This is a genomic window from Pantoea sp. E2023-21, from assembly GCF_051302795.1.
In the GTDB taxonomy this organism is placed as follows: domain Bacteria; phylum Pseudomonadota; class Gammaproteobacteria; order Enterobacterales; family Enterobacteriaceae; genus Pantoea; species Pantoea ludwigii_A.
Genome location: NZ_CP195344.1, coordinates 54,214 through 77,979, shown reverse-complemented (window position 1 = coordinate 77,979; position 23,766 = coordinate 54,214). Strand labels below are relative to the sequence as shown.

Here is a 23,766-nt window from a genome sequence, read left to right as displayed (position 1 = left end):
TGGTGAAATCGGGCTGAGTGTATGAGGCCGCATCGGGCGCGACAATACAGAATTCTCCGCAACCCGGCGCTATTCATCTTTACTCACCACGCTTAACAATTTTCTGGCACTAAAGCGGCAAAAGCATCACACAGGTGCCATAAAAGCCTGCCAGCCGCTGCACAATATCGCCGTTGACCGCTTTACAGGCGCTGCATTTTCACGCAATGTGAGCGCATTACAATGAATGAGATCTCATCATGAGCTTATCTGCTGTGTCCCTCAGTGAAATTCTGGCGCGCCGCGACTGGGAAAATCCGGTGATCACTAGCCTTAATCGGCTGGATGCGCATCCGCCCTTTGCCAGCTGGCGCGATGAAACCCAGGCGCGTGACGATCGCCCCTCTCCTTCACGGCTGTCATTGAATGGCCAATGGCGCTTCAGCTATTTCACGCAGCCTGAAGACGTCCCCCAAAGCTGGCTACTGCAGGATCTTCCTGGCGCTGAAACGCTACCGGTGCCAGCCAACTGGCAGTTACACGGTTTTGATGCGCCGATTTATACCAACGTGCAATATCCGATTCCGGTCACGCCGCCTTGTGTGCCTAAAGAAAACCCAACCGGATGTTACTCGCTCACATTAAAAGTGGATGATCGCTGGCTGCATCAGGGCCAGACGCGCATTATCTTTGATGGCGTGAGTTCTGCCTTCTTCCTCTGGTGTAACGGACACTGGATCGGCTATTCGCAAGACAGTCGCCTGCCCGCCGAGTTTGATCTCAGCAAGGCGTTGCAGTCAGGCCAGAACCGCTTAACCGTGATGGTGCTGCGCTGGAGCGATGGTAGCTATCTGGAAGATCAGGATATGTGGCGCATGAGTGGCATCTTTCGCGATGTCAGCTTGCTGCATAAACCGGAGACGCAACTGGCCGATGTGCAGATTGAAACTGCACTTAGCCCGGAATACCTGCGCGGCGATCTGCGCGTCAGCGTAAAAATCCATGCCGGTGATCGTCAGCCCACGCAGTGCCGTTTGCGCGTCAGTGTGTGGCGCGGTGACCACTGTATTGGCGAGCAGGAACAAGCGCCCGGTAGCGCCATTATCGATGAACGCGGACATTATCCCGAACGCGCACTGCTGGTGTTGCCGGTAAACCAGCCGCTGCTGTGGAGCGCGGAAACGCCGCATCTCTATCGCGCAGTGATTTCGCTGCTGGATGAAAATGGCGCGCTGCTGGAAGCCGAAGCTTATGACGTCGGTTTCCGCCGCGTCAGCATTGAAAAAGGTCAGCTGTGCCTGAACGGTAAGCCGCTGCTGATTCGCGGCGTGAACCGTCACGAACATCATCCGGAAAACGGTCAGGTGGTGGATGAAGCCAGCATGCGCCGCGACATCGAACTGATGAAGCGCCACAACTTCAACGCCGTTCGCTGCGCGCACTATCCTAATCATCCGCTGTGGTATCGCCTGTGTGACCAATACGGATTGTATGTGGTGGATGAGGCCAATATCGAAACGCACGGTATGCAGCCGATGAATCGCCTTTCCAGCGATCCACGCTGGTTCGCCGCTTACAGTGAGCGCGTCACGCGTATGGTGCAGCGCGACCGCAATCATGCCTGCATCATTATCTGGTCGCTGGGCAACGAATCCGGTCACGGCAGCACGCATGATGCGCTCTATCAATGGGTGAAAAGCAGCGATCCAACGCGTCCGGTGCAGTACGAAGGCGGCGGCGCCAATACGGCCGCCACCGATATCGTCTGCCCGATGTATGCGCGTGTCGATCAGGATCAGCCCTTCCCGGCGGTGCCAAAGTGGTCGCTGAAAAAGTGGATTGGTCTGCCGGGCGAAACACGTCCGCTGATCCTGTGTGAATACGCGCATGCGATGGGCAACAGCTTTGGCGGTTTTGCTAAATACTGGCAAGCCTTCCGCCAGTTCCCGCGCTTGCAGGGCGGCTTCGTTTGGGATTGGGTTGATCAAAGCCTGACGCGTTATGACGATAATGGCGCGGCCTGGCAAGCCTACGGCGGTGATTTTGGCGATACGCCGAACGATCGCCAGTTCTGCATGAACGGTCTGGTTTTTGCCGACCGCTCACCGCATCCGGCGCTCTTTGAAGCCCAGCGTGCGCAGCAGTTCTTCCAGTTTGAGCGTGATGCTAACGATGCATATCGCTTTACCGTCACCAGCGAATATCTGTTCCGACGCAGCGATAACGAAGTGCTGCGCTGGTCGATTGAGCAGGATGGCGTCGCCATCGTCAAAGGTGAACTGCCGCTCGACCTCGCCGCACAAGGCAGCCGGACGTTAACGCTGCCAGCGCGTGACGATTTGCAGGGCAACGCCTGGCTCAATCTCGCCGTGCATCAGGTCAACGCTACACCCTGGTCCGAAGCCGATGCACGCGTTGCCTGGGATCAGTGGCCGCTGCCCGCCGCGCTACCGGCGCGGCCAGCGGAGAGGGTCGTCAGCGCGCTGGAACTGATCGCCAATCACGATTTGGTGGCGGTGGTACTGCCGCAGCAGCGCTGGCATTTCTCCCGCCGCAGCGGCGAGCTGGTGCAATGGTTTGTCGATGATCAAGAAACGCTGCTCACGCCGCTACAAGAGTGCTTTATTCGTGCACCGATTGATAACGATATCGGCACCAGCGAAGCCGCCAATGTTGATCCTCATGCGTGGGTAGAGCGCTGGAAACGTGCAGGCTACGATGCGTTAGAAGCCGTGTTGGTGGATATGCAGGTCGATAGCCTGAAGCACAGCGTGCTGATCGAAACCTGGCATCAATGGCAGGCAAACGGTCAGTTAGCGTTCACCAGCCATAAACGTTATCAAATCAGCGGCAATGGCGAGTTGTCGGTAAGTGTTAGCGTGGAGCAGGCGCCAGGCTTGCCGCCCCCCGCGCGCCTCGGTCTGCGATGCCAGCTGATTAACACACCTCATCAGGTGAGCTGGCTCGGTTTGGGGCCACACGAAAACTACCCGGATCGCCAACTGGCGGCGCAGTTCTCTCGCTGGCAGTTACCGCTGACGGCGCTCAGCACCGCGTATGTTTTTCCCGGCGAAAATGGCTTGCGCTGCGGCACGCGTCAGTTGCAGAGCGGCGGCTTGCAGGTCAGCGGCGACTTCGCCTTCTCGCTCAGCCGTTACAGCCTTGAACAGCTGCGTGAGACCTCACATCGCCATTTACTGCAGGACGAGGATGGTTGCTGGCTGCACCTCGACGGCTTCCACATGGGCGTCGGCGGCGACGATTCCTGGAGTCCAAGCGTTAGCCCGGAGTTTTTGCTTTCTCAGCAGCGCTGGCACTACGCGCTGACGTTGCGTCAGTAGTTTTTTCCGCCGCATCACGCTGGCTTAACGGTGGAGTCAGCGTGGTTTTCGGCCGGCGATAGAAGCGGCGCAAGAAGATCACGTTGACCAACACCACTATCGCGGTGGCGAAGAACACCCAGCGATAGCCGGTGGCCGCCGATACCGCTGCACCCAGCAGCGGGCCCGCCACGTTACCCAGATACATAAACGATTGGTTGTAACCGAAAATGCGTCCGGTGACGTTATCGCGTGAATGCCGCACCAGCAGCGTTTGCACCGCCGGCATCATCGCGCCATCCGCAAATCCCAGCAGGAAGCGCAGCACGCCCAACTGCGTCGCGCTGGTGACAAATGACATCGCCACCAGCAGCAGTAACGACACAATCATGGTGGCGATCAGAATGCGTTGCGTACCAATACGATCGCCGAGTTTACCCAGCCGTGGCGCAGAGATCAGCGCCGATACGCCCGGCAGCGCGGCAATCACCCCGCTGAGAAACGCGATGTTCTGTGCATTGGGTGCCAGCTCGCGCACAAACAGCGTCAGGATCGGATTCACCGAGCCGTTGCACATCTGAATCACCATGGTGGTGAAGAACAGGCAGATCATTAAGCGCGGATTATCGAGGCTGCGAAACACATCGCGTCCGCTCAATTTGTCCTGCTTGCTAACTGGCGTATAACCGGTCTCTTTTATCAGGAACAAGGTTACGAAGAAGCTCACCATCAGCAGCACTGCGGTAACGATAAATACCAGACGCAAACCGAGCCAGTCAGCCAGTAAACCGCCAATCATCGGCCCGAGGATTACGCCGCTGATCTGCCCGGTTGAGACACAGCTCAGCGCCCAGCCGCTGCGTTCGCGCGGCACCTGCGCCGCCACCAGCGCCATCGCATTGGGAATGTAGCCGGAGGTGAGTCCCATTAGCGCCCGCAGCAGCAGCAGTTGCCACGCCTGCGTGACAAACGCCTGCAGCAAAATCACCGCGCCCATACCGAACGAGGCACGCAGCAGCATCAGCTTGCGCCCTTTACGGTCAGCCAGGCTGCCCCATAATGGCGCGACGGCGGCAGAAACAATGAAGGTGACGCTGAAGGTGAGCCCTGACCACACGCTGAGCGCGTTACCGCCACGAATACCAAGTTCCTCAACATACAGCGGCAGGAAGGGAATGATCTGACTGATGGCGAGGCCAGTAAAAAAGCAGCCAAACCAAACAGATATCAGATTAACTTTCCAGGACTCGATGGAGCGTAACATGGGCGTGGGCATCAGAAGAATGAAACGAAGGTTTAGTCTAACAACCTCGTAACATTACCGGACGGCAAAACATGGCATCAGCTAAAAAACGCAGTTTTACGCTGTCGAGCGTGATTCTGCTCACAGCAAATCATGTCAGAAGGCCGTTTTTTAGTGTCTTTATGTGCGGAAACAATGCCTGCCGCAAGATAAGCGCATCGCGATGACCTGCAAACGTGAAAAAATATGTCTACTCGTTACTGACAATATTCCACACCGCAACTATGTTTAAAAAACCACCAGTTATCACTGGCGACGCGCTGCCCGTTCTGGACAGTTCGCATGATTAATTCCTATTTCCCCACGCTGACCTTATCCGTCGGTGGGCATCGTTGTCTCTGCGGAGGTCAGCTATGAGAACCCAGCCAAACAGCGCCAGTCGGGCCATTACCGACTACTTTAATAGCCCAGCCTGGCATGCACCGCATGAGAGCGATGTACTGGCGGCGATCATGCGCGAACTAATGGATGACGGACAGCCTACCACCAGCAAAGCGATTATTGCTCGTGTGATCGACAAACTGGAATTTGAAGGGGACGAACAGCAGTTGCAAAGCTATCGCACGCTGCTGGCAAAATTGCTGGAATCGGGGCCGCAGAAATAGCGACCCTCGGGATTATTTCACCGCACGCAGATGGTCGGCTTCGCTAACAAAGGCCTTGCCGCTCTGACGCTGGTACAAGCACAGTTCGCGTCCGACCTGATTCTTCATATGCTTTTGCGGGTAGCGACCTTCCAGCAGCAGCGCATCAAAGCCCACGCTGTCGTCATACTGAATCGGCTTACCCACCACTTTCACTGTCTTTAGGCCGCTGGCCTTTAGACAGCTTTGCTGCATATTTTTGTCGTTTTGTTGCCATGCGGCTTCGCTCGAAGCGTGCGCCAGCGGGCTCAACAACAGGGTTAACAGCAGTAACTTTTCGCGCGTTCTCATCATCACTCCTCAATCAGCCCTGCGGACCGAGAGATAAAAAAATTCCCGCCAAGGCGGGAAGAAATAAGACGAGCATTGCATATTCGAGAGTGACGAGGAAATCTCCGTAGTGCGCAGCTATCCTCGCCCGACGCTGTGACAGCCAGATGACAATGCAATGTCGTTTTGGTGTTATCCGCAGTACACCCGGGAAATCTTACCGCTTTGATCCGCTGCGAAATTCACCCGACGCAAATTGAAATCCATCGTTACCGCTGAATTCCATGGGATAGCGCGTACAGGGACTGCGAAGCGTTTGTTGTCGAGCGCCGATAACGGCTGACCAACGTAGTTTTGATATTGCGATGCGCCGCACTGATCGGTTTCTGGATCGTGGCTGGCTGCGGCGCTGGTGTCAGGTTTGCTGGCGGACTGGCAGGCAGTCAGGGCAAAAAAGGCCGTTACCAGTAGCGCTTTTCCATAATGGGTCACAAGTTTCTCCTCCTGGATAAATAGACAACCGGTTTTTGAGAGTAGCAAAGCGTGACTGTGAAGCGAAAATTTTTACAGCAGATTGGTCGCAGAAATCAGTTCAAAAGCGCGATCTTCCTCTCAAAAGTTAGGATTAATCGCACGCACTGTCTAAAAAACAATCTGCGGGGCACTACAATTAACTAAGAATTTTCTTAGTGAGGAGACAATGATGGAACTGGTGATTTTTGTTGCCTTCGCCGCTCTTATGACATTTGTTGCCATCAGAGTGCGTTAGTCGCAAGGCACATTTTGTAGCGGCGCGATTTATCGCGCGTTTTTGACGTAAGCGCACATGCAATGCGCAATACATTGCGCCGCTACGATGTGAGACATTATTGTATTAAAACTTCTTCCTTGAGCCGGGCATTAAATGCGGCTAATGGCATTGGTCGGCCCAGAAAATAACCCTGCCCTTCTTCGCAAGAGAGCCCCTTGAGCGCTTTTAACTGCGCATCGGTTTCAATCCCTTCCGCGGTAATCGTTAGCGCAAACGCGCGCGCCAAACCGACAATCCCTGCCACCACCGATTGTGCCTGCTGCGATTCCGGAAACTCCTTCATCCATGAACGATCAATTTTCAAGCCGTTAAACGGGAAGGTTTTCAGATAGCCGAGCGCCGCATAGCCGGTACCAAAATCATCCACCGTCAGCCGTACGCCGAGCGCACGCAGGCCTTGCATAATCTCTAACGCGCGGTCGGGATGTTCAAAGGTGACGTTTTCGGTAATTTCCAACTCGAGACGCGTGGCTGGCAGCCCGCTGACGTGCAGCGCATGCGCCACGCGCTGCACCAGATCATGGGTGCGGAACTCAACCGGTGAGATATTGACCGAAACATAGCGTTGTTCACCCCAATTGAAGGCATCAAGACAGGCGCGCATCAGTACCCAATCGCTGATCGCCGTGATCAAGCCCTTCTCCTCCGCCAACGGAATGAAACGATCGGGCGTGATCCATTGATCCGGCGCCACTTGCCAGCGAATCAGCGCTTCTGCCCCCGCTAGCTTACCGCTCTGCAACTGATAGCGCGGCTGATAGTGCAGTGTAAAAGCTTTATTTTTCAGCGCTTCTTCTATTGCCTGTACCATGTCGCGTTTCGACTGCAGGTGATTCGCCATGTCCGTGGAATACCACATCCATTGATTGCGCCCGGCACTGCGTGCCTGACTCAGCGCAATATCTGCCAGGCGTAGTAGCGCTTCGGGTTGGGTTGCATCTTGTGGTGCCGAGACGATTCCCATGCTGGCGGTCAAGTTGATCTGATGCGAACCGCTAATGATGGGTTGTTGCACCATACGTTGCAGCGCACGGCAGCGATACTCCACCCCCGCGCGGGTGCTTTCGCGCAACAGGAGAATAAAGGCATCGCCGCCAAGTCGCGCCGCCAGCTCATTCGGTGCCAGCAGACTTTTCAGGCGCTGGGAGATCGCATTCAACACCTCATCGCCCACTGAGTGGCCCCAGGTATCGTTGATCGGTTTAAACTGATCGAGATCGAAACTGATCACAAACAGCGGGTCCTCTTCACTGACGCTTTCCAGATAGGCGGTCAAATATTCCTGTAGCTGCACCCGATTCGCCAGCCCAGTCAACATATCGTGGCGTGATAAGAACTGAATGCGTGCCTCAGCGTCCACTTCATGAGTGATATCTGATACCGTGCCGCGAAAACCTGCGCACAGGCCATTGCGGAGAATGGCTTTTGCCATTAATTGTCCGATACGCCGCTCGCCATTCGCTGACATAAACTGGCAACGCAGCGGCACGTGTTGCACCTTTTCATCCTGATGCATTAGCCATGAAACCAGCGAATGACTAGGATGACTCAGCAGTTGATCGAGTGAACGACCTAACCAGTTTTTCACCTGATGACCGGTAACCGCCGCAAAGCGCGACGAGAGATAGCAGAGACGCCCTTTTTCGTCAATTTCCCAAATCCAGTCTGAGGCGGCCTCAGCCAGGTCGCGAAAACGCTCTTCGCTATGGGTCAGTTCGCTTTGGCTAACGATTAACATTTCAAAGCGACGATCGGAGATCACCGCATTATGCAGCGCGTGGCGCACGACACGGCGCGTGACCAGCGCAACTGCCAGCGCGGTGAAAAGCAGTAGCGGCATCATCATCCAGATTACGCCAAAGCCGGGATCTTTTGGCCGCCAGCGAATCACTAGCGGCTCACCTTGTACCACCGGTTCCACCAGACGCGGCTCATACTGAGCCTCATCCTCATTACTGGCGAGGTGCGGGTCCAGCACATTGAGTGAATTTCCCAGCGCCTGTAGTTTATCGGCGCTGAAGATATTGACGAACACCATCACCGACTCAGGACCGGGAATAGTCGGTAAATCAGGTACTTTGCCTGGCGTAATGGGCGCGGCCACCACAATGGCGGGGCTGTTCTCAACCTTTACATTGCGCGCCATCGCATCATGCAGCGTTCGCGCCTCCTGCAGCAGCAAGGTGCTTTGAGCACCTAACCAACTCTCTAGCGACGCGTTGGATAATTGCCCATTGATTACCGCATAGCGTGTTTTACCTGCACCATCGACAACAAAGACGCCGTCGTAGTGATACTCCTTGTAGAGCCCCGGCCCGAAGTTCTCTTCATCCCAGGCCCAGACTTTGTTTACCGTAAGATGCAGGTTTTTCCAGCCTTCGCCCCAGTTGGCGTAGTCACGCGCATCAACAATCATCTCTTGCTGCTGCTGCTGCCACGCCTGACGCATTAGGTTAGCGTCCTGCTTTATTGAATCGCTGTTTTGTTGATGAGCGATAACCAGCACCATTACCACGGACAGGAGGAGAACACCGAACAGTAGCGTCGTTAAAGTGCGCAAGCTACGCCGCGTTACCTGCACCGTGAGCGCTTCCATGTTGGGCTGAGCGGGTGACGCCGCGTGTCGTTGATACTGAGAATTCATGCGCAATGCTCGCAAAATACAGACAGCAAAAGAGGTAAATGATGTCGCGCTGGTCGCCCATCGCCACCCTTTAAGGGTTTGATTGGTTATCGGCGCAGACTGCCGCAGATTTAGTTTTTATGGTGGAATATTTGAGCAGTGCAAATGTGCACCACGCCACCTCGACAGCGATGATCGCCGTTGCTACTATGCGCTCTCCTCTGCTCGCTGAGTCGCCTATGGACACCCAATCCGACAAAGTTACGTTAACGCTGTTTTACGTGGGTAGCTTTGTGGTCTATTACCTTGTGACCATGCTGGTTACGCTGTTTCCCAATTACGGGATGCTGCGTACCAACGGCTTGCTAATGCCTGTGCTTTGTCTGGTTGAATTTGCGGTGATCTATCCGCTATACCGTTTTTATTGCCAACGTCGTAACGATATTCCATTGGGGTTTGTTCATCCGATGCAGACGTTGCTGTTTATCGGTTTGCTGTTTGCTTTGATGGTGGCGCAGACGCAGTTTCTGCAACCGGAAGGCTGGCTGATTGCGCAATCTCAGCAGGGACGCAGCTCGATGCTGATTCTGTTGCTCACGGCGGTCTTGTTGGCGCCCGTTTTTGAAGAAGTGCTGTTTCGCGGATTTCTACTGCAAGGTTTTCTACTGTGGGCTCCAGGAAGCCGTTTTGCCTGCATGCTCCTCACTTCCCTGCTGTTCGCCGCCATGCATACTCAATATGTGCATTGGGAAACGCTGGTGGCGTTGACGCTATTTTCACTGCTGCTGTGCTATGCGCGTCTGCGCAGTAACAGCCTGGCGCTGCCGATTTTCCTGCATACGCTGAACAATTTGATCGCCATCCTCCCCGCCTGGTATTTCGCCTGATAAAGCAAAAACAGCCATCCTGAGATGGCCGTAAACACGCCTCACACTTGCGTCAAACCGCCATCCACACAGATTTCTGCGCCCGCAATGTAACTGCTTTCATCGCTGGCGAGGAACAGCGCGACGTTGGCCACTTCTTCGGGTTTGCCCATTCTGCTGAGTGGGATGGTGCTGGTTATTCCGGTGCGCACCTCTTCAGACGCCGCCTGCATCATATCGGTATCAATCGGGCCGGGAGCCACCACGTTAACACGGATGCCACGCGCGGAGAGCTCACGCGTCCAGGTACGCGCAAAGGATCGCAGCGCGGCTTTACTGGCGCTGTAAACGCCGTAACCTTGGGTGCCAATCACATCCGCAATTGACCCTATCAGCACCACGCTGGCGCCAGGCTTCAGCAGCGGCAACGCCGCCTGCAGGGCAAATACCGGCGAGCGTACATTGAGGCCGAAGATGCTATCAAAATGCTCTGCGTTGATCTCATCAATGGTGGCGTACTCCGCCATCCCAGCATTGATCACCAACACATCCAGCTGCCCGGATTCGCGCGTAATCGTCTCAATAATGCGCGTCAGTTCACTCTGCTGGCTCACATCGGCACGCAGCGGGTGCGCGTTGCCCGTGATGCTGCGGCTGGCGGCCAGTAACTCTTCGTCACGGCGCGAGGTAAACCAGGTTGTCGCCCCTTCGCGGGCAAAACGCTGGCTAATTGCCAGACCTATTCCCTTTGCGCCGCCCAATACCACCGCCACTTTGTTTTCCAGTCTGCTCATCTGCTTTCTCCTGTTTGGGTAGAAAACAGATGGTATATATTTTATACTTAATAACAATTACGCACTTTGTTTATACCAGATATCGCGGAGTATATCGCCATGGCAGAGATCGACGGTAACAGCTTGAGAGATGTAGGAAAAACCCGGCCGGTGTTGGAGCACATCACCAATAAATGGTCGATATTAATTCTTACCGTGCTGTGCACGAAGCCCGCGCGGTTTAATGAGATTCGTCGTCGACTGGATGGCATCACCCATAAAGCGTTAGCGGATGCGTTAAAGCGGCTGGAGCGTAATGGGCTGGTGAATCGTGAAGTGCTGAACACGGCACCAATCGGTGTGGAATATAGCCTGACGCCGCTCGCGCAGACGCTGCAACAACCGTTTATCGCGCTGTATGACTGGGCGCTGGAGCATGGTCCAAGCCTGGAACGTGCGCAGGAAGAGTACGACCGCACCCACACCGAAGAACGGGTGTAAGGTCGCCATTCATGGCGTAATGGTTGTCAGTTAAGAGATGAAAAAACCTAATTACCGAGCGCACACACTGTAGCGGCGCAATTCATTGCGCGATAAATCGCGCCGCTACGGAAGGTGCGGTGATTTGGTACGGCGTTTAACCGATCGGCATGACGCCATTCATGGCGACCCAAGGCGCAGAAATTACTCTTTTTCTGCTTCGAAATGATTTTTGAACTGCTCGTAGATGGAAATCATATTAGACGCATCACCGTGCAGCGGGCTCAGCTTCCCCGCCCGCACCAATTCAATCACCAGTTGCAGGGCGGCTTGTTTTGGGTTGCTAGCCGGATGGGCAATTTCGTTTGACATGTTAACGCACTCATCGTTTTTATCAGGGCCGCATAGTTTAGCCCAGATTACGCTACTGATGTGCGCCGCGATGCGTATAATCTGCTCAGTCAGACAAGAAAGCCGCTCAGGGTGATAATTGACTCCCGCCGCGTTTAGCTATACTGGATCAAAAAAGGGAACGACCAGCCACACATTCCGTACCAACGAGAAGGTGTTAAAGGAGTCTGATTATGCTGATTGGTTTTGTTTTATTAGTGAGCGCGTGTGGACATGATGCCTGCGACGCCTTACCGGTTTCGGAGCGCATTTATCCGACCAAAGTGGCCTGTGAGCAGATGGCCGATCGCATCCATAAAGTCCGGCCTAATGTGGTCTTACTTTGTGGCGAAGTGCACCGTTAATTCGGTGCCAGTTTTATTAGGGTCGCGCAAAAAACAGCCAGGCAGCATTGCAAGAATCGGTTGTAGCGTTCAAAATATAAGCTGCTTTTCACTATCACCGTTGTGAATCCAATGAAAACTTCTCGTCCCCGTCGTCCAAACGGACGCTGGGTTTATTACATTTTGTATGATGGCATCCTGTGGCCCTGCCCCGTACGTTGGGAATGGGAAAGCGGCTTCGGCGGCTGGCTGCCCTTCTACTTCTCGCCCACCTTCGAGTTTGTGGCGGGCGATCCGCGCAAAGCCTATCGCATTGCGCGCAGCAGCGTGCGTAACGTCCGGCAGACCGATGGCGAATACGCCTGATTGATTAGCGAATTTGCCACGGGAACCACGACGCCGTGAGCAGATAGTGCAGTAACTCCAGTACCAAAATTACCATCACCAATACGCCGAGCTTGTGGCTGCAAATCCAGTCCTTCAGCCCCATATCATCGCCGCCCAGCGAATCAGCATCAGCGCTCCGCAGATGCACAACAGCACCACGATCATTTTCCAGTGTTTGGTTGCAGCCAGTTTTTTTGCCACGCATCCTCCAGACGGCAGAAAGCAACGATGCGCCCTAAGGCGCACCGTTGATTCTAACGCTGGTCACCCAATTGGGCGATTATTTATTCAGCGTATAGTCGAGCGTAATCTCGGCATTCAGTACCTGAGATACCGGGCAGCCCGCTTTGGCTTTCTGGATAATCTCATCGAACTTCGCGTCATCAATGCCTGGCAGCGCAATGGCGCTGGTCAGCGCGATCCTGGTGATGGCGAAACCCTCGCCCTTTTTATCCAGTGACACATCAGCCGTGGTATCGATACTGGTTGGCTTATGCCCTTCGTTGCCCAACATCAGCGACAGTGCCATTGAGAAGCAAGCGGCATGCGCAGCACCAATCAATTCTTCCGGATTGGTGCCCTTTTGCCCTTCGAAACGGGTGTTAAAACCGTACGGTTGATTGCTCAACACGCCGCTTTCAGTGCTTACCGTACCTTTGCCTTTAATGTCGCCTTCCCAATGGGCCGATCCTTTCTTATGAATAGTCATGTCATTCCTCCTGTTGTGTTCGACAGGGTTTCAGTATAGACAACATCACTGATTTTGCTGGCACTCAGCTCACCGCCCGCGGACGTGCCGGGCTCAATCCCGCCTCGCTCAGCAGCGCATTGGCCTGCACCAGCGAGGCTTGCGTGATCTCTTTGATCGATTTCGCGCCGGTCAGCGTCATCGCCACTTTCATCTCTTTCTCAATCAAATTGAGCAGATTCTCAACGCCGCGTTGACCGTGCGTTGCCAGCGCATAGACAAATGCGCGCCCCAGCAACACGCTGTCGGCACCGAGTGCGATCATCCGCACCACGTCTAAACCGCTGCGGATGCCGCTATCGGCCAAAATAGTGATATCGCCTTTCACCGCATCGGCAATCGCCGGTAACGCGCGCGCCGACGACAGCACGCCATCCAGCTGACGTCCGCCGTGATTCGACACCACAATGCCATCGGCACCAAAACGCACCGCGTCCCGTGCATCTTCCGCGTCGAGAATGCCTTTAATGACCATCGGGCCATCCCAGAACTCCCGAATCCATTCCAAATCTTTCCAGGAAATGGAAGGATCGAAGTTGTTCGCCAGCCAGCCGATGTAATCTTCCAGCCCGGTCGGTTTGCCGAGATAAGTGGAGATATTGCCGAGATCGTGCGGGCGGCCATGTAAACCGACATCCCACGCCCATTGCGGATGCGTAGCCGACTGCCAGTAACGCCGCATGGCCGCATGCGGACCGCTCATGCCGGAATGCGCATCGCGATACCGTGCGCCCGGCGTCGGCATATCGACGGTGAACACCAGCGTGGTGCAGCCGGCGGCTTTGGCGCGCTCCAGCGCATTGCGCATAAAGCCACGATCGCGCAGCACATAGAGCTGGAACCACATGGGTCGATTGATGGCCGGTGCCACTTCTTCGATTGGGCACACCGACACGGTAGAGAGCGTAAACGGAATGCCTTTCAGCGCTGCCGCGCGTGCCGCCTGCACTTCACCGCGCCGCGCATACATGCCGCACAAACCCACCGGTGCCAGCGCCACCGGCATCGACAACGTTTCATTGAACAGGGTGGTCTCAAGGCTCAATTCCGACATGTTCTTCAGCACGCGCTGGCGCAGCGCCACATCGGAAAGATCGGCGACATTACGCTTCAGCGTGTGTTCGGCATATGCGCCGCCATCCAGATAGTGAAACAGGAACGGCGGCAAGATGCGTTGCGCCGCGGCGCGATAGTCACTGGCAGCAGAAATAATCATCCATTTTTTTCCTTATGCTGAGGTAAATCGTGGCCCGGCAGACGCGTAATGCGCGCCTGGCGCGCTTCATCTTCGTGCAGGGCTTTCATGGTGGTATGCACAAAACCGAGGTGATCCATTGCTGCCTGGCGCGCCGCTTCAGCGTCACCGGCCATCACCGCATCGAACAGCGCTTGATGCTGCTCATTTAGACGATTGAATATCACCGGATGGGTATACATGCGCTGGCGGCTGTGCAGCACCGAGGATTGCAGCAGATCAAAAAAGCCGCGCATGGTTTGCAGCAACACCACATTATGCGAGGCTTCGGCGATGGCCAGATGGAAGCGCAAATCGGCCTGGGCGGCGAGATCGGGATCGTCGCTCTCATTCATCTTAAGCAGCGCATCGAACGCATAGCGCAGCCGCTCTTTATCCGATTCGGTGGCACGTAACGCCGCATGCCACGCGGTGCTGGCTTCAATGGCGTGCCGTGCTTCAAGGATGTCATAACGATAATCGGGATCCTCCGCCAACAGCTGGCGAATCGGCTCAACGATGCGCTGTTCCGACCACGGCTGCTGCGGCTGACGCAGCCAGGTACCGCCACCGCGTTTGCTGACCAGCACGCCGCTGCTGATCAGCTGCTGAATCGCCTCGCGCAGTGACGAACGCGAGACACCGAACTCCGCCGCCAGTGCGCGCTCCGAAGGTAAACGCATGCCCGACTCAAGCTGATGTTCTGTGATCCAGGCGCTGAGCCGCGCCCGCAGTGTATTTTGCGTCATCGCATTATCCTGAATAATTCTCGCCCGCCACGCTGAATTGGTAGGACCAAAATTCAGCGCAACGGGTTTTGTGGAAGAGAATGGTTAATGCTTTGTTATTTTGATGCAATGAAACGGGCGGGATTTTTCAGGTTATGTGACGGCTTGGCCATATTTGCACCGTGCGGTAGGACCAATTACGCCGCAGTCCGACCAAAGGCACGCCGATAACTGCGGGGATGAAAGCGCAAGTTGAGCAAGATCAGCCCAACCGTCACCGCCGCCTGCATCAACCACACGCTGGAAAAACTGTGGGTTAACGCCTGTAGCTGGCCGGCAATAAACGGCATGCTACCGGCGATAATAAAGCCCGCGCCCTGCATAAAGGCAACCAGTCGCGCACCGGCCTGCGGATGTGGCAGGTGATCGAGCGCCAGCACCATCGCCAGCGGGAATGCTGCGCCCAGCCCAAATCCAGCAATTGCCGCCCACAGCCACGGCGCGAACAGCGGTGCAAACAGGAAGCCACTCATGCCGACCAGCTGACACAGCAGGCTGATAATCAGCTGCGGACGCCGATCCGCCTTACGCGCCAGCAGCGGCATCAGTAATGCCCCCGCAACCTGACACAAAATCATCACGCCGAGCAGCGATCCGCCGACCTGCGCCGACCAGCCAAGATGATGATAAGCATCCGGCAGCCAGGCAACGCAGGTGGCGTAACCGCCGTTCACCAGGCCAAAACTGATCGCCAGCGTCCAGGCGCGCGGCGTGCGCCACAGTGACGGCAGCGCAATGTTTTCCGTGCTGGCGGTGGTGGGTACGCGCACGTATAACCACAATCCAATCGCCAGCAGCACCGGCAGCGCCCAGCCGGTCAGCGCCAGCGACCAGCCGAAACGCTCGCTGAGCCACGGCGATAACGCCGCGCCTAACCCGCCGCCGCCCATCAGTGCGCCCGCCCACAATCCGGTGACCGGCGCGCTGCGCTGTGTAAACCGCTGACGAATCAGACCCGGCATCGCCATCTGCACCACGCCAACGCCAAGCCCGCCAAACAGCGCGCTGACCACCAGCCAGCCGCCGTCATGGATCAGGCCGCGCGCCGCCAGCGCCAGCAGCAGTAGCGTCAATCCGGCCAGCAGCAAGCGTTGCAGCGGCACGCGCTGCATCAGCGAAGCGCTCAGCAGCGCGACTGCGCCCATCATTATCATGGGTACCGCAGGCAGCAGCGAGGCCGCCAGTGAAGAGAGTCCCATCGTCTGACGAAGCTGACCGAGTAATGGACTAATAGAAGTGAGTAACGGTCGCATATTCAGCCCAGCCAGCACCAAAGCGCCGAGCGTTAATCCGTCATAATGTCGATTCATACACAATCCTGCTGTAAAGAGGTTGTCAGCATCGCAGCAGTCGCTACTATTTGGAAATGAAATAACACCATAACGACCAGTGGAAAAATGAATCGACAGCCGATGTTTACCCCGCAGCAGCTGCTGAGTTTTGTGGCGGTGTGCGAAACCGCCAGCTTCACCCGCGCCGCCGATCGTGTGCATCTGTCGCAATCCACCGTCAGTCAGCAGGTGCGTCGGCTGGAAGAGATGATTGGCAAACCGCTGCTGGAGCGCACCTCGCATCAGGTGGCGCTCACCGAAGAGGGCGAGAAACTGCTGGGCTATGCGCGCCGCATTATTGCGCTAAACGGAGAAGCGCATGACGTGCTGAGCGATAAATGGCGCGACGGCGTGTTGCGTCTCGGCGTGCCGGAAGATTTTGCCGCGCCGACTGCCGGTTTACTGGCGGAGTTCAGCCGTGAACATCCGCAACTGCGCCTCGACGTGATGAGCGGCATGTATGTCGATCTGCACCGCGCCTGGCAGCGCGAGGAGCTGGATATCATGCTGATCAAACAGCCGGGCGGCGACCGCCCGCTGGCTTCGCGCCTCGAGCCGCTGCTGTGGCTGGACAGCGCCGAACATCCCTGTTTTGAGCAAACGCCGGTGCCGCTGGTGGTGTTCCCGCAGCTCGGTCTCTATCGCGAAGAGATGGCGCAGACGCTGGATACCCTCGGCCGCAGCTGGCGCATCAGCTACAGCAGTGCCAGTTTGGTGGCGCTCGCCAGCGCCAGCGCCGCCGGATTAGGTTTAACACTGCTTCCTGCCAGCTGCCGCCTGCCTGAGCATCGCGTGTTAGGTGAGGCTGACGGGTTACCCGATATCAACCATTTTGAACTGGCGCTGTTTTGCCGTGCGCCACAGGACACTCCGCAACAGGCTCTGGCCGCCGCGCTGGTCACGTTTTGCCACTTACAGTGGCAGTGATTTTTCCACTGCTCATCAGTGGCAAATATCGCAGCGCGATGCGTTGAGTTTTGCCAGATTAAGCGTTTCTCATTTGATGGAACCTCTGATGCAACTTACCTCTCCCAGCCGTCGCGAATTTCTTAGCCTGACCGCCGCCGGTAGCCTGCTGGCCGCCGGTATCAGCTACGCCGGCCCCGCTTCTCCACTGCTCGCCAACAGCATACAGCCGCACACGCCACCGCCGCGCGTGGCGCATTATCAACTGCTCAACGTACGCCTCGAAGAGGGTTTTGAGCGCGACGGTAATGAGGTGATCGCCACGCGCACGGCCCTGTATGACATCACGATTAAAGACGGCACGTTTGCCGCAATCGAGGCGGCAGGCAACGCGCGCAACGCCGCGCTGCCGCAATGGGATGCCAACGGCGCCCTGCTGCTGCCGCGCACGCGCGACATGCATATCCATCTCGACAAAACCTTCTACGGTGGGCCGTGGCAAGCGCCGCGTCCGCGTCAGGGCAAAACCATCATGGATATGATTGCACGTGAACAGGTGCTGATACCGCAACTGCTGCCGACTTCGCAGGCACGTGCCGAAGCGATTATGGGTCTGCTGCACAGCAAAGGCACCACCGAAGCGCGCAGCCACTGCAATATCGATCCGGTGAGCGGGTTGAAAAGTCTTGAGCATCTCAAGCTGGCGCTGGCCGATCACCCGGAATTCCCGTGTGAAATCGTTGCCTTCCCACAGCACGGTTTGCTGCACTCGAAGGTGGATGGCTTGATGCGCGAAGCGATGCAGATGGGCGTACAGTTCGTGGGCGGACTCGATCCCACCAACGTGGATGGCGCGATGCAGGCGTCGCTGGATGCCATGTTCCAAATCGCCATCGACTTCCAGCGCGGCGTAGATATTCATCTGCATGAGACCTCACCGTCTGGCGTGGCGGCGATTCAGTACATGATCGATACCATTGCTAAAAATCCGCAGTTAAAAGGCAAAGTGACGCTGAGCCACGGTTTTGCGCTCGGGACGCTGGAAGGCAAAGCGCTGGATCAGATGATTGCGGGCATGGCCGAGCAGCAGATGAGCGTGGCCTCGACGATTCCGATTGGCAAACTGACCATGCCGCTGCCGCAGCTGCAGGCGGCGGGCATTACCGTGATGACCGGCACCGATAGCGTGATCGATCACTGGTCGCCGTTCGGCACCGGCAGCATGCTGGAAAAAGCCAATGTGTATGCGCAGCTGTATCGCGGTTCCGATGAGTTCGGTTTGAGCCGCGCGCTGCATATCGCCACCGGCGGGATTTTGCCGCTGTCGAATCAGGGCGAGCGACAATGGCCGAAGGTCGATGACGAAGCCAGCATGATGCTGGTCGATGCCAGCTGCTCCGCCGAAGCCGTGGCACGCATCTCCCCGGTTCGCGCCACTTTCCACCGTGGATTGCCGGTGTTTAGCGCGTAATATTCCGTAGGGTCGCCATTCATGGCGGCCGTTCCAAAAACCGCACAGCTCAAAACAAAAAAGCCTCCGCAAGGAGGCTTTACGTACGACATAAAAAGGGTGGCACACGCACACCCGATGAGTGCTGGATTTACGAAAGCATCTGAATCGCCAGCGCATACAACCGCTGGTTTTCATCGTCACTAACAGGCTCTTCTTCCGCGTAACAGGCAATCATGGAGCTGACTTTATCAGATGACAAAGTTTCTCCGTGCAGATGCAGCGTTAACACGGCGCGGCCGACGATTTTCAGAATGTCTTCGTTTTGTCCCTGGACGTAATGACTCAATGAAATGACCTCTGAATTATTTTGAGTATCTAATCGTTCACCTAATGGCGCGCTAAATATAAAGCAAAGCGACAGGTTTTTTTAATCAGAATTTCTCCCATCCGTAGCAACACATAAGCGTTACATCTGCAAAAAGTCGAACAAAAGCCCCTGAATAACCCGCTTATCAAGGCTAATTGCACCTTTTCGTTCACTATGTATGTTTTTAGCGCACTCATCTTTGAGAATATCAACCGCAAAAGCATTAGAATTTCGCGATAGTTATCGTTGATTAATTAAACAAAGCGAACGTGACACTTACTGATTTCAGGGGTAAAGCAAGCGCGCTTTTGCCATTGCCGATGCGGGTCCTTTCTGCCAGACTGACCGCCGCAATCCTACCCGCAATTAGAGACATTCCCGTGACTGCTTTTTCTACCCTGACGCAACTGCCCGCCAGCCAACTCGATAACCTGCGCGAGATGGGCTTCGACGCCATGACGCCGATTCAGGCCGCTTCCCTGCCCGCTATTCTGGAAGGGCGCGACGTGCGTGCGCAGGCGAAAACCGGCAGTGGCAAAACCGCCGCCTTTGGCGTGGGTTTACTGAATCGCATCGACAACAGCCAGTTCCACACTCAGGCGTTGATTCTGTGCCCGACGCGCGAACTGGCCGATCAGGTCAGCAACGTGCTGCGTCAGCTGGCGCGTTTTACCCGCAATATCAAAATCCTGACGCTGTGCGGCGGCCAGCCGATGAGCGCGCAACGCGATTCACTGGTGCATGCGCCGCATATCGTGGTGGGGACGCCGGGCCGTTTGCTCGATCATCTGAAGCGCGACAACCTCGATCTCAGCAAGCTGCAAACGCTGGTGCTGGATGAAGCGGATCGCATGCTGGAGATGGGCTTCCGCGATGACATGGAAGCAATCATTGGTTTCACGCCGGAGACGCGCCAGACGCTGCTGTTCTCTGCCACCTGGCCGGATACCATCGCCAGCCTCAGCCAGCGTTTTCAACGTGATGCGCTGGCGGTGGCCACTGAAGATAAAACCGAGTTACCCACCATCGAGCAGCAGTTTATTGAAGCCAGCGCCAAAGAGCGTCACAGCCTGCTCGGCGCCCTGCTCAGCCAGCAGCAACCGGCCTCCTGCGTGGTGTTCTGTAACACTAAGCGCGAGTGTGATGACGTCGCCGCTGCATTAAATGAACGTGATATCAGTGCGTTAGCGCTGCATGGCGATCTGGAACAGCGCGATCGCGAGCGCGTGTTAATTCGCTTTGCCAACGGCAGCATCCGCGTACTGATCGCCACCGATGTGGCTGCACGCGGCCTGGATATCAAATCGCTGGCGTTAGTGGTGAATTTCCAGCTGGCGTGGGATCCGGAAGTACACATCCACCGCATCGGGCGTACCGGTCGCGCCGGTGAAAAAGGGCTGGCGGTGAGCTTTGTTGCCCCAGACGAAATGGTGCGCGCCAATGCGCTGGAAGAGTATCTGCAGCAGAAGCTCAACTGGATCGCTTCCAGTACGCTGAAAGGCATTAGCGCCAAATCGCTGCCGGCGACCAAAATGACGCTGTGCATTGATGGCGGCCGCAAAGCCAAAATCCGTCCGGGCGATATCCTTGGCGCGCTGACCGGTGAAGCCGGATTCAATGGCGATCAGATCGGCAAGATCGATATGACCGCCACGCACGCTTATGTTGCCATCGACGCCGCTCTGGCGAAGAAAGCCCTGATCAAGCTGAAAGAGGGCAAGATCAAAGGCAAAAGCGTGCGCGCCATTCTGCTGAAGTAAGATGTGTAAGCGTGAGGGCGATCGCTCTCACGCTAAAATTTCCGTTATCTCCCCTTCATTTTTTTTCTCTTCTGCCGATAAGTTAATCATGGCGATTTTGCCCTGCCCTTTTCCCTGCCCAGATCTGCTCCGAGGCCATGATGGATAATTTTCAGAAAGAGATCGATGAACGCGCCAATCTTGCGCTTTCCAATAAATTCGAACTGCTGTTGTTCCGACTGGGTTCCGATCAGCTGAAAGGCAAATCTGAGCTGTACGGCATCAACGTGTTTAAACTGCGCGAAATCGTGCCGATGCCAACCATCACCCGCGCCGCGGGTATGCAATCGCCGCTGTTGGGCATGGCGAGTATTCGCGGTCAGTTTATTCCGGTTATCGATCTGCCGGCTGTCACCGGCTGCAAACCGGAAACCGGCCTTAACCTGCTGCTGGTGACAGAATATGCGCGCAGTACTCAGGCCTTTGCGGTGGAATCGGTGGAGAACATTGTGCGTCTCGACTGGAGCCAGGTGCATACCGCGGAAGCGGGGATCGGCAGCCGTAACATCACCAGCATCGCCTGTCTGGATACCGACGGTCAGAGCAACAATCTGGCGATGGTGCTGGATGTTGAGCAGATTCTGTATGACATCATCCCTTCAGTACGTGGCGTTGAGCCGAGCGCCGAAACCGCCAAAGATTTCAATCTTAAGCCGGGTCAGGTGGCGATTGTCGCGGAAGATTCCAAAGTGGCGCGTCAGCTGCTGGAGCAAGGGCTGAAAAGCATGGGCATCCCGGCGATTATGCATAACACCGGTCTGGAAGCCTGGATCAAGATTAACGAGATGCAGAAAGAAGCCGCAGCCAACGGTGAATCGATCCATGACAAGATCGCCCTGGTGCTGACCGATCTCGAAATGCCAGAAATGGATGGCTTTACCTTAACGCGTAACATCAAGCGCGATAACAATCTGCGCCAGATTCCGGTGGTGATCCACTCCTCGCTCTCCGGTAGCGCCAACGAAGATCACGTGCGTAAAGTCGGTGCCGATGGTTACGTGGCGAAATTCGAAATTAACGAACTCTCCAGCGTGATCCACGGCGTACTGAAAAAACCGCGTTAATTACATCGTTATCCCGGTGCGCATAAATGCGCACCCTACGAAACGCCCTTGTAAGGTCGCCATTCATGGCGACCTTATGACAACTTCTTAAATACCAGCCAAAAATCACCGTTACTGCCGTTAACCATTCTGTGACCTAGCTCTAAAAATTAAAGTTAAAACATTAATAACCGATAACAGAAAGCGCTTGCGCCGCAACTGCCATACCAGATTTGTCACGCTGCGTAACGAATTTTCATCTTAGAAAACATCAACCTGATGCGGGCGCCTTGCCTGCTTTTCCGTCTTGAAACATCAATTTCTGGTATTACGGGGAGAACCAATGTTGAGCTTAAAGAATATGAAGGTCGGCGTCCGTCTGGGCATCGCTTTTGGTTTAGTGGTCGCACTGTTAGTTATCGTCGGCGTGACGTCGATCAGCAAAATCAACAATATCAAAACCGGCATCACTTCGATTGTTGAAGATCGCTACGTAAAAGTCCGTCTCGGTTTTGACGTGCGCGACGGGGTTAACGATCAAATCAAATATCTGCGCGGCATCGTGATTGATACCACGCGCCCGCAGTACAACGAAAAACGCTATCAGCAGCTGGCAGAAGCCACCGAACATACCAATAACGCAATGAATAAAATCAAAGCGCTGCAGGTAACCGAAGTGGGTAAAAAGAAAATTGCTGGCCTGCTGGCGGCCAGTGACAAGTTTGAAGTTGATAAGAAAGAATTATTGGAACTGGTGCGTGCTGGAAATGCCGAAGCAGCAAGTACTTATGTGTTGAAATCTATAACGAATACGCAGAATGCATTCCTGGAAAGCGCTGTCGCTTTTGCCAACTCACAGTCGGCACAGTTGGAGCAAGAAGGCGCAAGAATCATTGAAAACGGCTCATCTGCGATTGAGATGACACTGATTTTCTCTGCCATTGCGATTGCGGCCGCAATTGTATTGGGCTTTATGCTGACACATTCGATTGTGCGCCCACTCAACGAAGCGGTAGAAATCGCCGGGAAAGTGGCGGCAGGTGACCTCAGTTCACACATTGAAATCAGCGGCAAAGATGAAACCGCCGTACTGATGCAGGCGCTGCAGGCGATGAACGACAACCTGCTGACCATCGTTTCCGATGTGCGCGCGGGATCCGATACTATCGCCGTAGCATCGAATCAGATCTCCAGCGGCAACATCGATCTCTCTTCGCGTACCGAACAGCAAGCCAGCTCGCTGGAAGAGACCGCTTCGGCGATGGAGCAGATGACCGCCACCGTGAAACACAATGCCGAGAACGCGCGTGAAGCCAATCAACTGGTGGCGAATACCTCCAACGTGGCGAAACAGGGCGGCGTGGTAATGGAACAGGTGATCGAGAAGATGGAAGCCATTACGCTCTCTTCGAAGAAGATCGTCGATATTATCAGCGTAATCGATTCGATTGCCTTCCAGACCAATATTCTTTCACTTAACGCCGCGGTCGAAGCCGCACGCGCCGGTGAGCAAGGCCGTGGTTTTGCCGTGGTGGCGACCGAAGTGCGTAATCTGGCGGCACGTTCTGCTTCTGCCGCAAAAGAGATCAAGGTGTTAATCGAGGATTCTGTGGCACAGGTCGATGAAGGCAGCCGCCTGGTGACGCACGCCGGTTCCACCATTGGTGAAGTGGTTAGCAGCGTGAAAAGCGTGGCGGATATCATGAGTGAAATCACCATCGCCAGCAGCGAACAGAGCAGCGGGATTAGCGAGATTAACTCGGCGATAACCCAGATGGAAGCGGTGACGCAACAGAACGCAGCATTGGTGCAGGAAGCCTCAGCAGCGTCGCAGGCGTTGCAGGAGCAGGCGGATCGTTTAGCGCAGTCGATGAGCGTGTTTAAAACCGCGGCGGTGTAATTCCCCA

The 23,766-nt window shown here is 55.6% G+C and carries 23 protein-coding genes; 11 read left to right on the top strand and 12 right to left on the bottom strand.

The genetic code is table 11. The features are described from left to right. The first annotated feature begins 239 nt into the window (after nt 1-239). Nucleotides 240-3,320: a beta-galactosidase gene (locus ACRQ84_RS00370; RefSeq protein ID WP_483816885.1), complete on the top strand. Its 3,081-nt coding sequence runs from the start codon at nt 240-242 to the stop codon at nt 3,318-3,320. Here the strand turns inward: ACRQ84_RS00370 and ACRQ84_RS00365 are convergent. Further along, the gene (locus ACRQ84_RS00365) at nt 3,259-4,563 is read right to left on the bottom strand and encodes a multidrug efflux MFS transporter (RefSeq protein WP_483816884.1); all 1,305 of its coding nucleotides are present in this window, start codon (nt 4,561-4,563) and stop codon (nt 3,259-3,261) included. The genes ACRQ84_RS00370 and ACRQ84_RS00365 overlap by 62 nt on opposite strands. Before the next feature lie 392 nt (nt 4,564-4,955). Between ACRQ84_RS00365 and ACRQ84_RS00360 the strand changes: the two genes are divergently transcribed. Further along, nucleotides 4,956-5,207, top strand: a complete 252-nt coding sequence (locus ACRQ84_RS00360) for a biofilm development regulator YmgB/AriR family protein (protein WP_064740392.1) — start codon at nt 4,956-4,958, stop codon at nt 5,205-5,207. A gap of 12 nt (nt 5,208-5,219) precedes the next feature. Here the strand turns inward: ACRQ84_RS00360 and ACRQ84_RS00355 are convergent, their stop codons facing one another. The 3 genes from ACRQ84_RS00355 to ACRQ84_RS00345 all read right to left on the bottom strand — a co-directional run bounded on the left by ACRQ84_RS00355 (nt 5,220) and on the right by ACRQ84_RS00345 (nt 8,971). Continuing rightward, nucleotides 5,220-5,537, bottom strand: a complete 318-nt coding sequence (locus ACRQ84_RS00355) for a hypothetical protein (protein ID WP_483817956.1) — start codon at nt 5,535-5,537, stop codon at nt 5,220-5,222. Between the two features lie 171 nt (nt 5,538-5,708). Beyond that, nucleotides 5,709-6,008, bottom strand: a complete 300-nt coding sequence (locus ACRQ84_RS00350; protein ID WP_064740390.1) for an I78 family peptidase inhibitor — start codon at nt 6,006-6,008, stop codon at nt 5,709-5,711. A gap of 374 nt (nt 6,009-6,382) precedes the next feature. Then, nucleotides 6,383-8,971 (bottom strand): bifunctional diguanylate cyclase/phosphodiesterase, encoded by a 2,589-nt coding sequence (locus tag ACRQ84_RS00345; RefSeq protein WP_483816883.1) that lies wholly within the window; start codon nt 8,969-8,971, stop codon nt 6,383-6,385. 218 nt (nt 8,972-9,189) lie between these two features. Between ACRQ84_RS00345 and ACRQ84_RS00340 the strand changes: the two genes are divergently transcribed. Then, a complete protein-coding gene (locus ACRQ84_RS00340; protein ID WP_064740388.1) occupies nt 9,190-9,837 on the top strand; it encodes a CPBP family intramembrane glutamic endopeptidase in 648 nt (215 codons plus the stop codon). Nucleotides 9,838-9,878: 41 nt separating this feature from the next. Here ACRQ84_RS00340 and ACRQ84_RS00335 read toward each other — a convergent pair whose 3' ends face one another. Then, nucleotides 9,879-10,610 (bottom strand): SDR family NAD(P)-dependent oxidoreductase, encoded by a 732-nt coding sequence (locus ACRQ84_RS00335; RefSeq protein WP_483816882.1) that lies wholly within the window; start codon nt 10,608-10,610, stop codon nt 9,879-9,881. Between the two features lie 99 nt (nt 10,611-10,709). Between ACRQ84_RS00335 and ACRQ84_RS00330 the strand changes: the two genes are divergently transcribed. Next, nucleotides 10,710-11,090 (top strand): winged helix-turn-helix transcriptional regulator, encoded by a 381-nt coding sequence (locus ACRQ84_RS00330; protein WP_483816881.1) that lies wholly within the window; start codon nt 10,710-10,712, stop codon nt 11,088-11,090. Nucleotides 11,091-11,273: 183 nt separating this feature from the next. Here the strand turns inward: ACRQ84_RS00330 and ACRQ84_RS00325 are convergent, their stop codons facing one another. Next, nucleotides 11,274-11,441 (bottom strand): hypothetical protein, encoded by a 168-nt coding sequence (locus tag ACRQ84_RS00325; protein ID WP_196762366.1) that lies wholly within the window; start codon nt 11,439-11,441, stop codon nt 11,274-11,276. A gap of 212 nt (nt 11,442-11,653) precedes the next feature. On the opposite strand from ACRQ84_RS00325, the gene ACRQ84_RS00320 reads away from it, so the two are divergent. Both ACRQ84_RS00320 and ACRQ84_RS00315 read left to right on the top strand, forming a co-directional pair. Then, nucleotides 11,654-11,824 (top strand): hypothetical protein, encoded by a 171-nt coding sequence (locus ACRQ84_RS00320; protein ID WP_007887091.1) that lies wholly within the window; start codon nt 11,654-11,656, stop codon nt 11,822-11,824. A 111-nt stretch (nt 11,825-11,935) separates the two neighbouring features. Then, nucleotides 11,936-12,169 (top strand): hypothetical protein, encoded by a 234-nt coding sequence (locus ACRQ84_RS00315; RefSeq protein ID WP_064740385.1) that lies wholly within the window; start codon nt 11,936-11,938, stop codon nt 12,167-12,169. A gap of 114 nt (nt 12,170-12,283) precedes the next feature. Here the strand turns inward: ACRQ84_RS00315 and yniD are convergent, their stop codons facing one another. The 5 genes from yniD to ACRQ84_RS00290 form a co-directional block, all read right to left on the bottom strand. Beyond that, nucleotides 12,284-12,391 (bottom strand): small membrane protein YniD, encoded by a 108-nt coding sequence (gene yniD / locus ACRQ84_RS00310; RefSeq protein ID WP_021507251.1) that lies wholly within the window; start codon nt 12,389-12,391, stop codon nt 12,284-12,286. A gap of 79 nt (nt 12,392-12,470) precedes the next feature. Further along, on the bottom strand, nt 12,471-12,899 hold the full coding sequence (locus ACRQ84_RS00305) for an OsmC family protein (RefSeq protein WP_483816880.1): 429 nt from the start codon (nt 12,897-12,899) through the stop codon (nt 12,471-12,473). 64 nt (nt 12,900-12,963) lie between these two features. Next, nucleotides 12,964-14,154, bottom strand: coding sequence for an FMN-dependent L-lactate dehydrogenase LldD (gene lldD, locus ACRQ84_RS00300; RefSeq protein WP_064740382.1), 1,191 nt, complete (start codon nt 14,152-14,154; stop codon nt 12,964-12,966). Continuing rightward, entirely contained in the window at nt 14,151-14,921 is a 771-nt protein-coding gene (lldR, locus tag ACRQ84_RS00295; protein ID WP_483816879.1) for a transcriptional regulator LldR, read from the bottom strand. Before lldR ends, lldD begins: the two co-directional genes overlap by 4 nt. A gap of 176 nt (nt 14,922-15,097) precedes the next feature. Beyond that, nucleotides 15,098-16,270, bottom strand: coding sequence for a cyanate transporter (locus ACRQ84_RS00290; RefSeq protein ID WP_483816878.1), 1,173 nt, complete (start codon nt 16,268-16,270; stop codon nt 15,098-15,100). Nucleotides 16,271-16,357: 87 nt separating this feature from the next. On the opposite strand from ACRQ84_RS00290, the gene ACRQ84_RS00285 reads away from it, so the two are divergent. Both ACRQ84_RS00285 and ACRQ84_RS00280 read left to right on the top strand, forming a co-directional pair. Further along, entirely contained in the window at nt 16,358-17,218 is an 861-nt protein-coding gene (locus ACRQ84_RS00285; protein ID WP_483816877.1) for a LysR family transcriptional regulator, read from the top strand. Nucleotides 17,219-17,306: 88 nt separating this feature from the next. Further along, nucleotides 17,307-18,668: an amidohydrolase family protein gene (locus tag ACRQ84_RS00280; protein ID WP_483816876.1), complete on the top strand. Its 1,362-nt coding sequence runs from the start codon at nt 17,307-17,309 to the stop codon at nt 18,666-18,668. A 130-nt stretch (nt 18,669-18,798) separates the two neighbouring features. Here ACRQ84_RS00280 and ACRQ84_RS00275 read toward each other — a convergent pair whose 3' ends face one another. Then, complete coding sequence (locus ACRQ84_RS00275; RefSeq protein ID WP_039333073.1) at nt 18,799-18,996, bottom strand: hypothetical protein; 198 nt, start codon at nt 18,994-18,996, stop codon at nt 18,799-18,801. 401 nt (nt 18,997-19,397) lie between these two features. On the opposite strand from ACRQ84_RS00275, the gene dbpA reads away from it, so the two are divergent. The 3 genes from dbpA to ACRQ84_RS00260 all read left to right on the top strand — a co-directional run bounded on the left by dbpA (nt 19,398) and on the right by ACRQ84_RS00260 (nt 23,759). Continuing rightward, on the top strand, nt 19,398-20,777 hold the full coding sequence (dbpA, locus tag ACRQ84_RS00270; RefSeq protein ID WP_064740377.1) for an ATP-dependent RNA helicase DbpA: 1,380 nt from the start codon (nt 19,398-19,400) through the stop codon (nt 20,775-20,777). A 140-nt stretch (nt 20,778-20,917) separates the two neighbouring features. After that, complete coding sequence (locus ACRQ84_RS00265) at nt 20,918-21,880, top strand: chemotaxis protein (RefSeq protein ID WP_007887101.1); 963 nt, start codon at nt 20,918-20,920, stop codon at nt 21,878-21,880. 322 nt (nt 21,881-22,202) lie between these two features. After that, nucleotides 22,203-23,759: a methyl-accepting chemotaxis protein gene (locus tag ACRQ84_RS00260; RefSeq protein ID WP_483816875.1), complete on the top strand. Its 1,557-nt coding sequence runs from the start codon at nt 22,203-22,205 to the stop codon at nt 23,757-23,759. Nucleotides 23,760-23,766: the final 7 nt, after the last annotated feature.

Excerpts from the sequence above, each read along its gene's own strand:
- ACRQ84_RS00265 (WP_007887101.1), top strand. The coding sequence starts at position 20,918 with ATGGATAATTTTCAGAAAGAGATCGATGAACGCGCCAATCTTGCGCTT.
- ACRQ84_RS00315 (WP_064740385.1), top strand. The coding sequence starts at position 11,936 with ATGAAAACTTCTCGTCCCCGTCGTCCAAACGGACGCTGGGTTTATTAC.
- ACRQ84_RS00305 (WP_483816880.1), bottom strand. The coding sequence starts at position 12,899 with ATGACTATTCATAAGAAAGGATCGGCCCATTGGGAAGGCGACATTAAA.
- ACRQ84_RS00285 (WP_483816877.1), top strand. The coding sequence starts at position 16,358 with ATGAATCGACAGCCGATGTTTACCCCGCAGCAGCTGCTGAGTTTTGTG.
- lldR (WP_483816879.1), bottom strand. The coding sequence starts at position 14,921 with ATGACGCAAAATACACTGCGGGCGCGGCTCAGCGCCTGGATCACAGAA.
- ACRQ84_RS00340 (WP_064740388.1), top strand. The coding sequence starts at position 9,190 with ATGGACACCCAATCCGACAAAGTTACGTTAACGCTGTTTTACGTGGGT.
- ACRQ84_RS00370 (WP_483816885.1), top strand. The coding sequence starts at position 240 with ATGAGCTTATCTGCTGTGTCCCTCAGTGAAATTCTGGCGCGCCGCGAC.
- ACRQ84_RS00345 (WP_483816883.1), bottom strand. The coding sequence starts at position 8,971 with ATGAATTCTCAGTATCAACGACACGCGGCGTCACCCGCTCAGCCCAAC.
- ACRQ84_RS00260 (WP_483816875.1), top strand. The coding sequence starts at position 22,203 with ATGTTGAGCTTAAAGAATATGAAGGTCGGCGTCCGTCTGGGCATCGCT.
- ACRQ84_RS00325 (WP_196762366.1), bottom strand. The coding sequence starts at position 11,441 with ATGTCAAACGAAATTGCCCATCCGGCTAGCAACCCAAAACAAGCCGCC.
- ACRQ84_RS00360 (WP_064740392.1), top strand. The coding sequence starts at position 4,956 with ATGAGAACCCAGCCAAACAGCGCCAGTCGGGCCATTACCGACTACTTT.
- lldD (WP_064740382.1), bottom strand. The coding sequence starts at position 14,154 with ATGATTATTTCTGCTGCCAGTGACTATCGCGCCGCGGCGCAACGCATC.
- ACRQ84_RS00365 (WP_483816884.1), bottom strand. The coding sequence starts at position 4,563 with ATGTTACGCTCCATCGAGTCCTGGAAAGTTAATCTGATATCTGTTTGG.
- ACRQ84_RS00280 (WP_483816876.1), top strand. The coding sequence starts at position 17,307 with ATGCAACTTACCTCTCCCAGCCGTCGCGAATTTCTTAGCCTGACCGCC.
- ACRQ84_RS00330 (WP_483816881.1), top strand. The coding sequence starts at position 10,710 with ATGGCAGAGATCGACGGTAACAGCTTGAGAGATGTAGGAAAAACCCGG.
- ACRQ84_RS00290 (WP_483816878.1), bottom strand. The coding sequence starts at position 16,270 with ATGAATCGACATTATGACGGATTAACGCTCGGCGCTTTGGTGCTGGCT.
- ACRQ84_RS00320 (WP_007887091.1), top strand. The coding sequence starts at position 11,654 with ATGCTGATTGGTTTTGTTTTATTAGTGAGCGCGTGTGGACATGATGCC.
- ACRQ84_RS00335 (WP_483816882.1), bottom strand. The coding sequence starts at position 10,610 with ATGAGCAGACTGGAAAACAAAGTGGCGGTGGTATTGGGCGGCGCAAAG.
- ACRQ84_RS00355 (WP_483817956.1), bottom strand. The coding sequence starts at position 5,537 with ATGAGAACGCGCGAAAAGTTACTGCTGTTAACCCTGTTGTTGAGCCCG.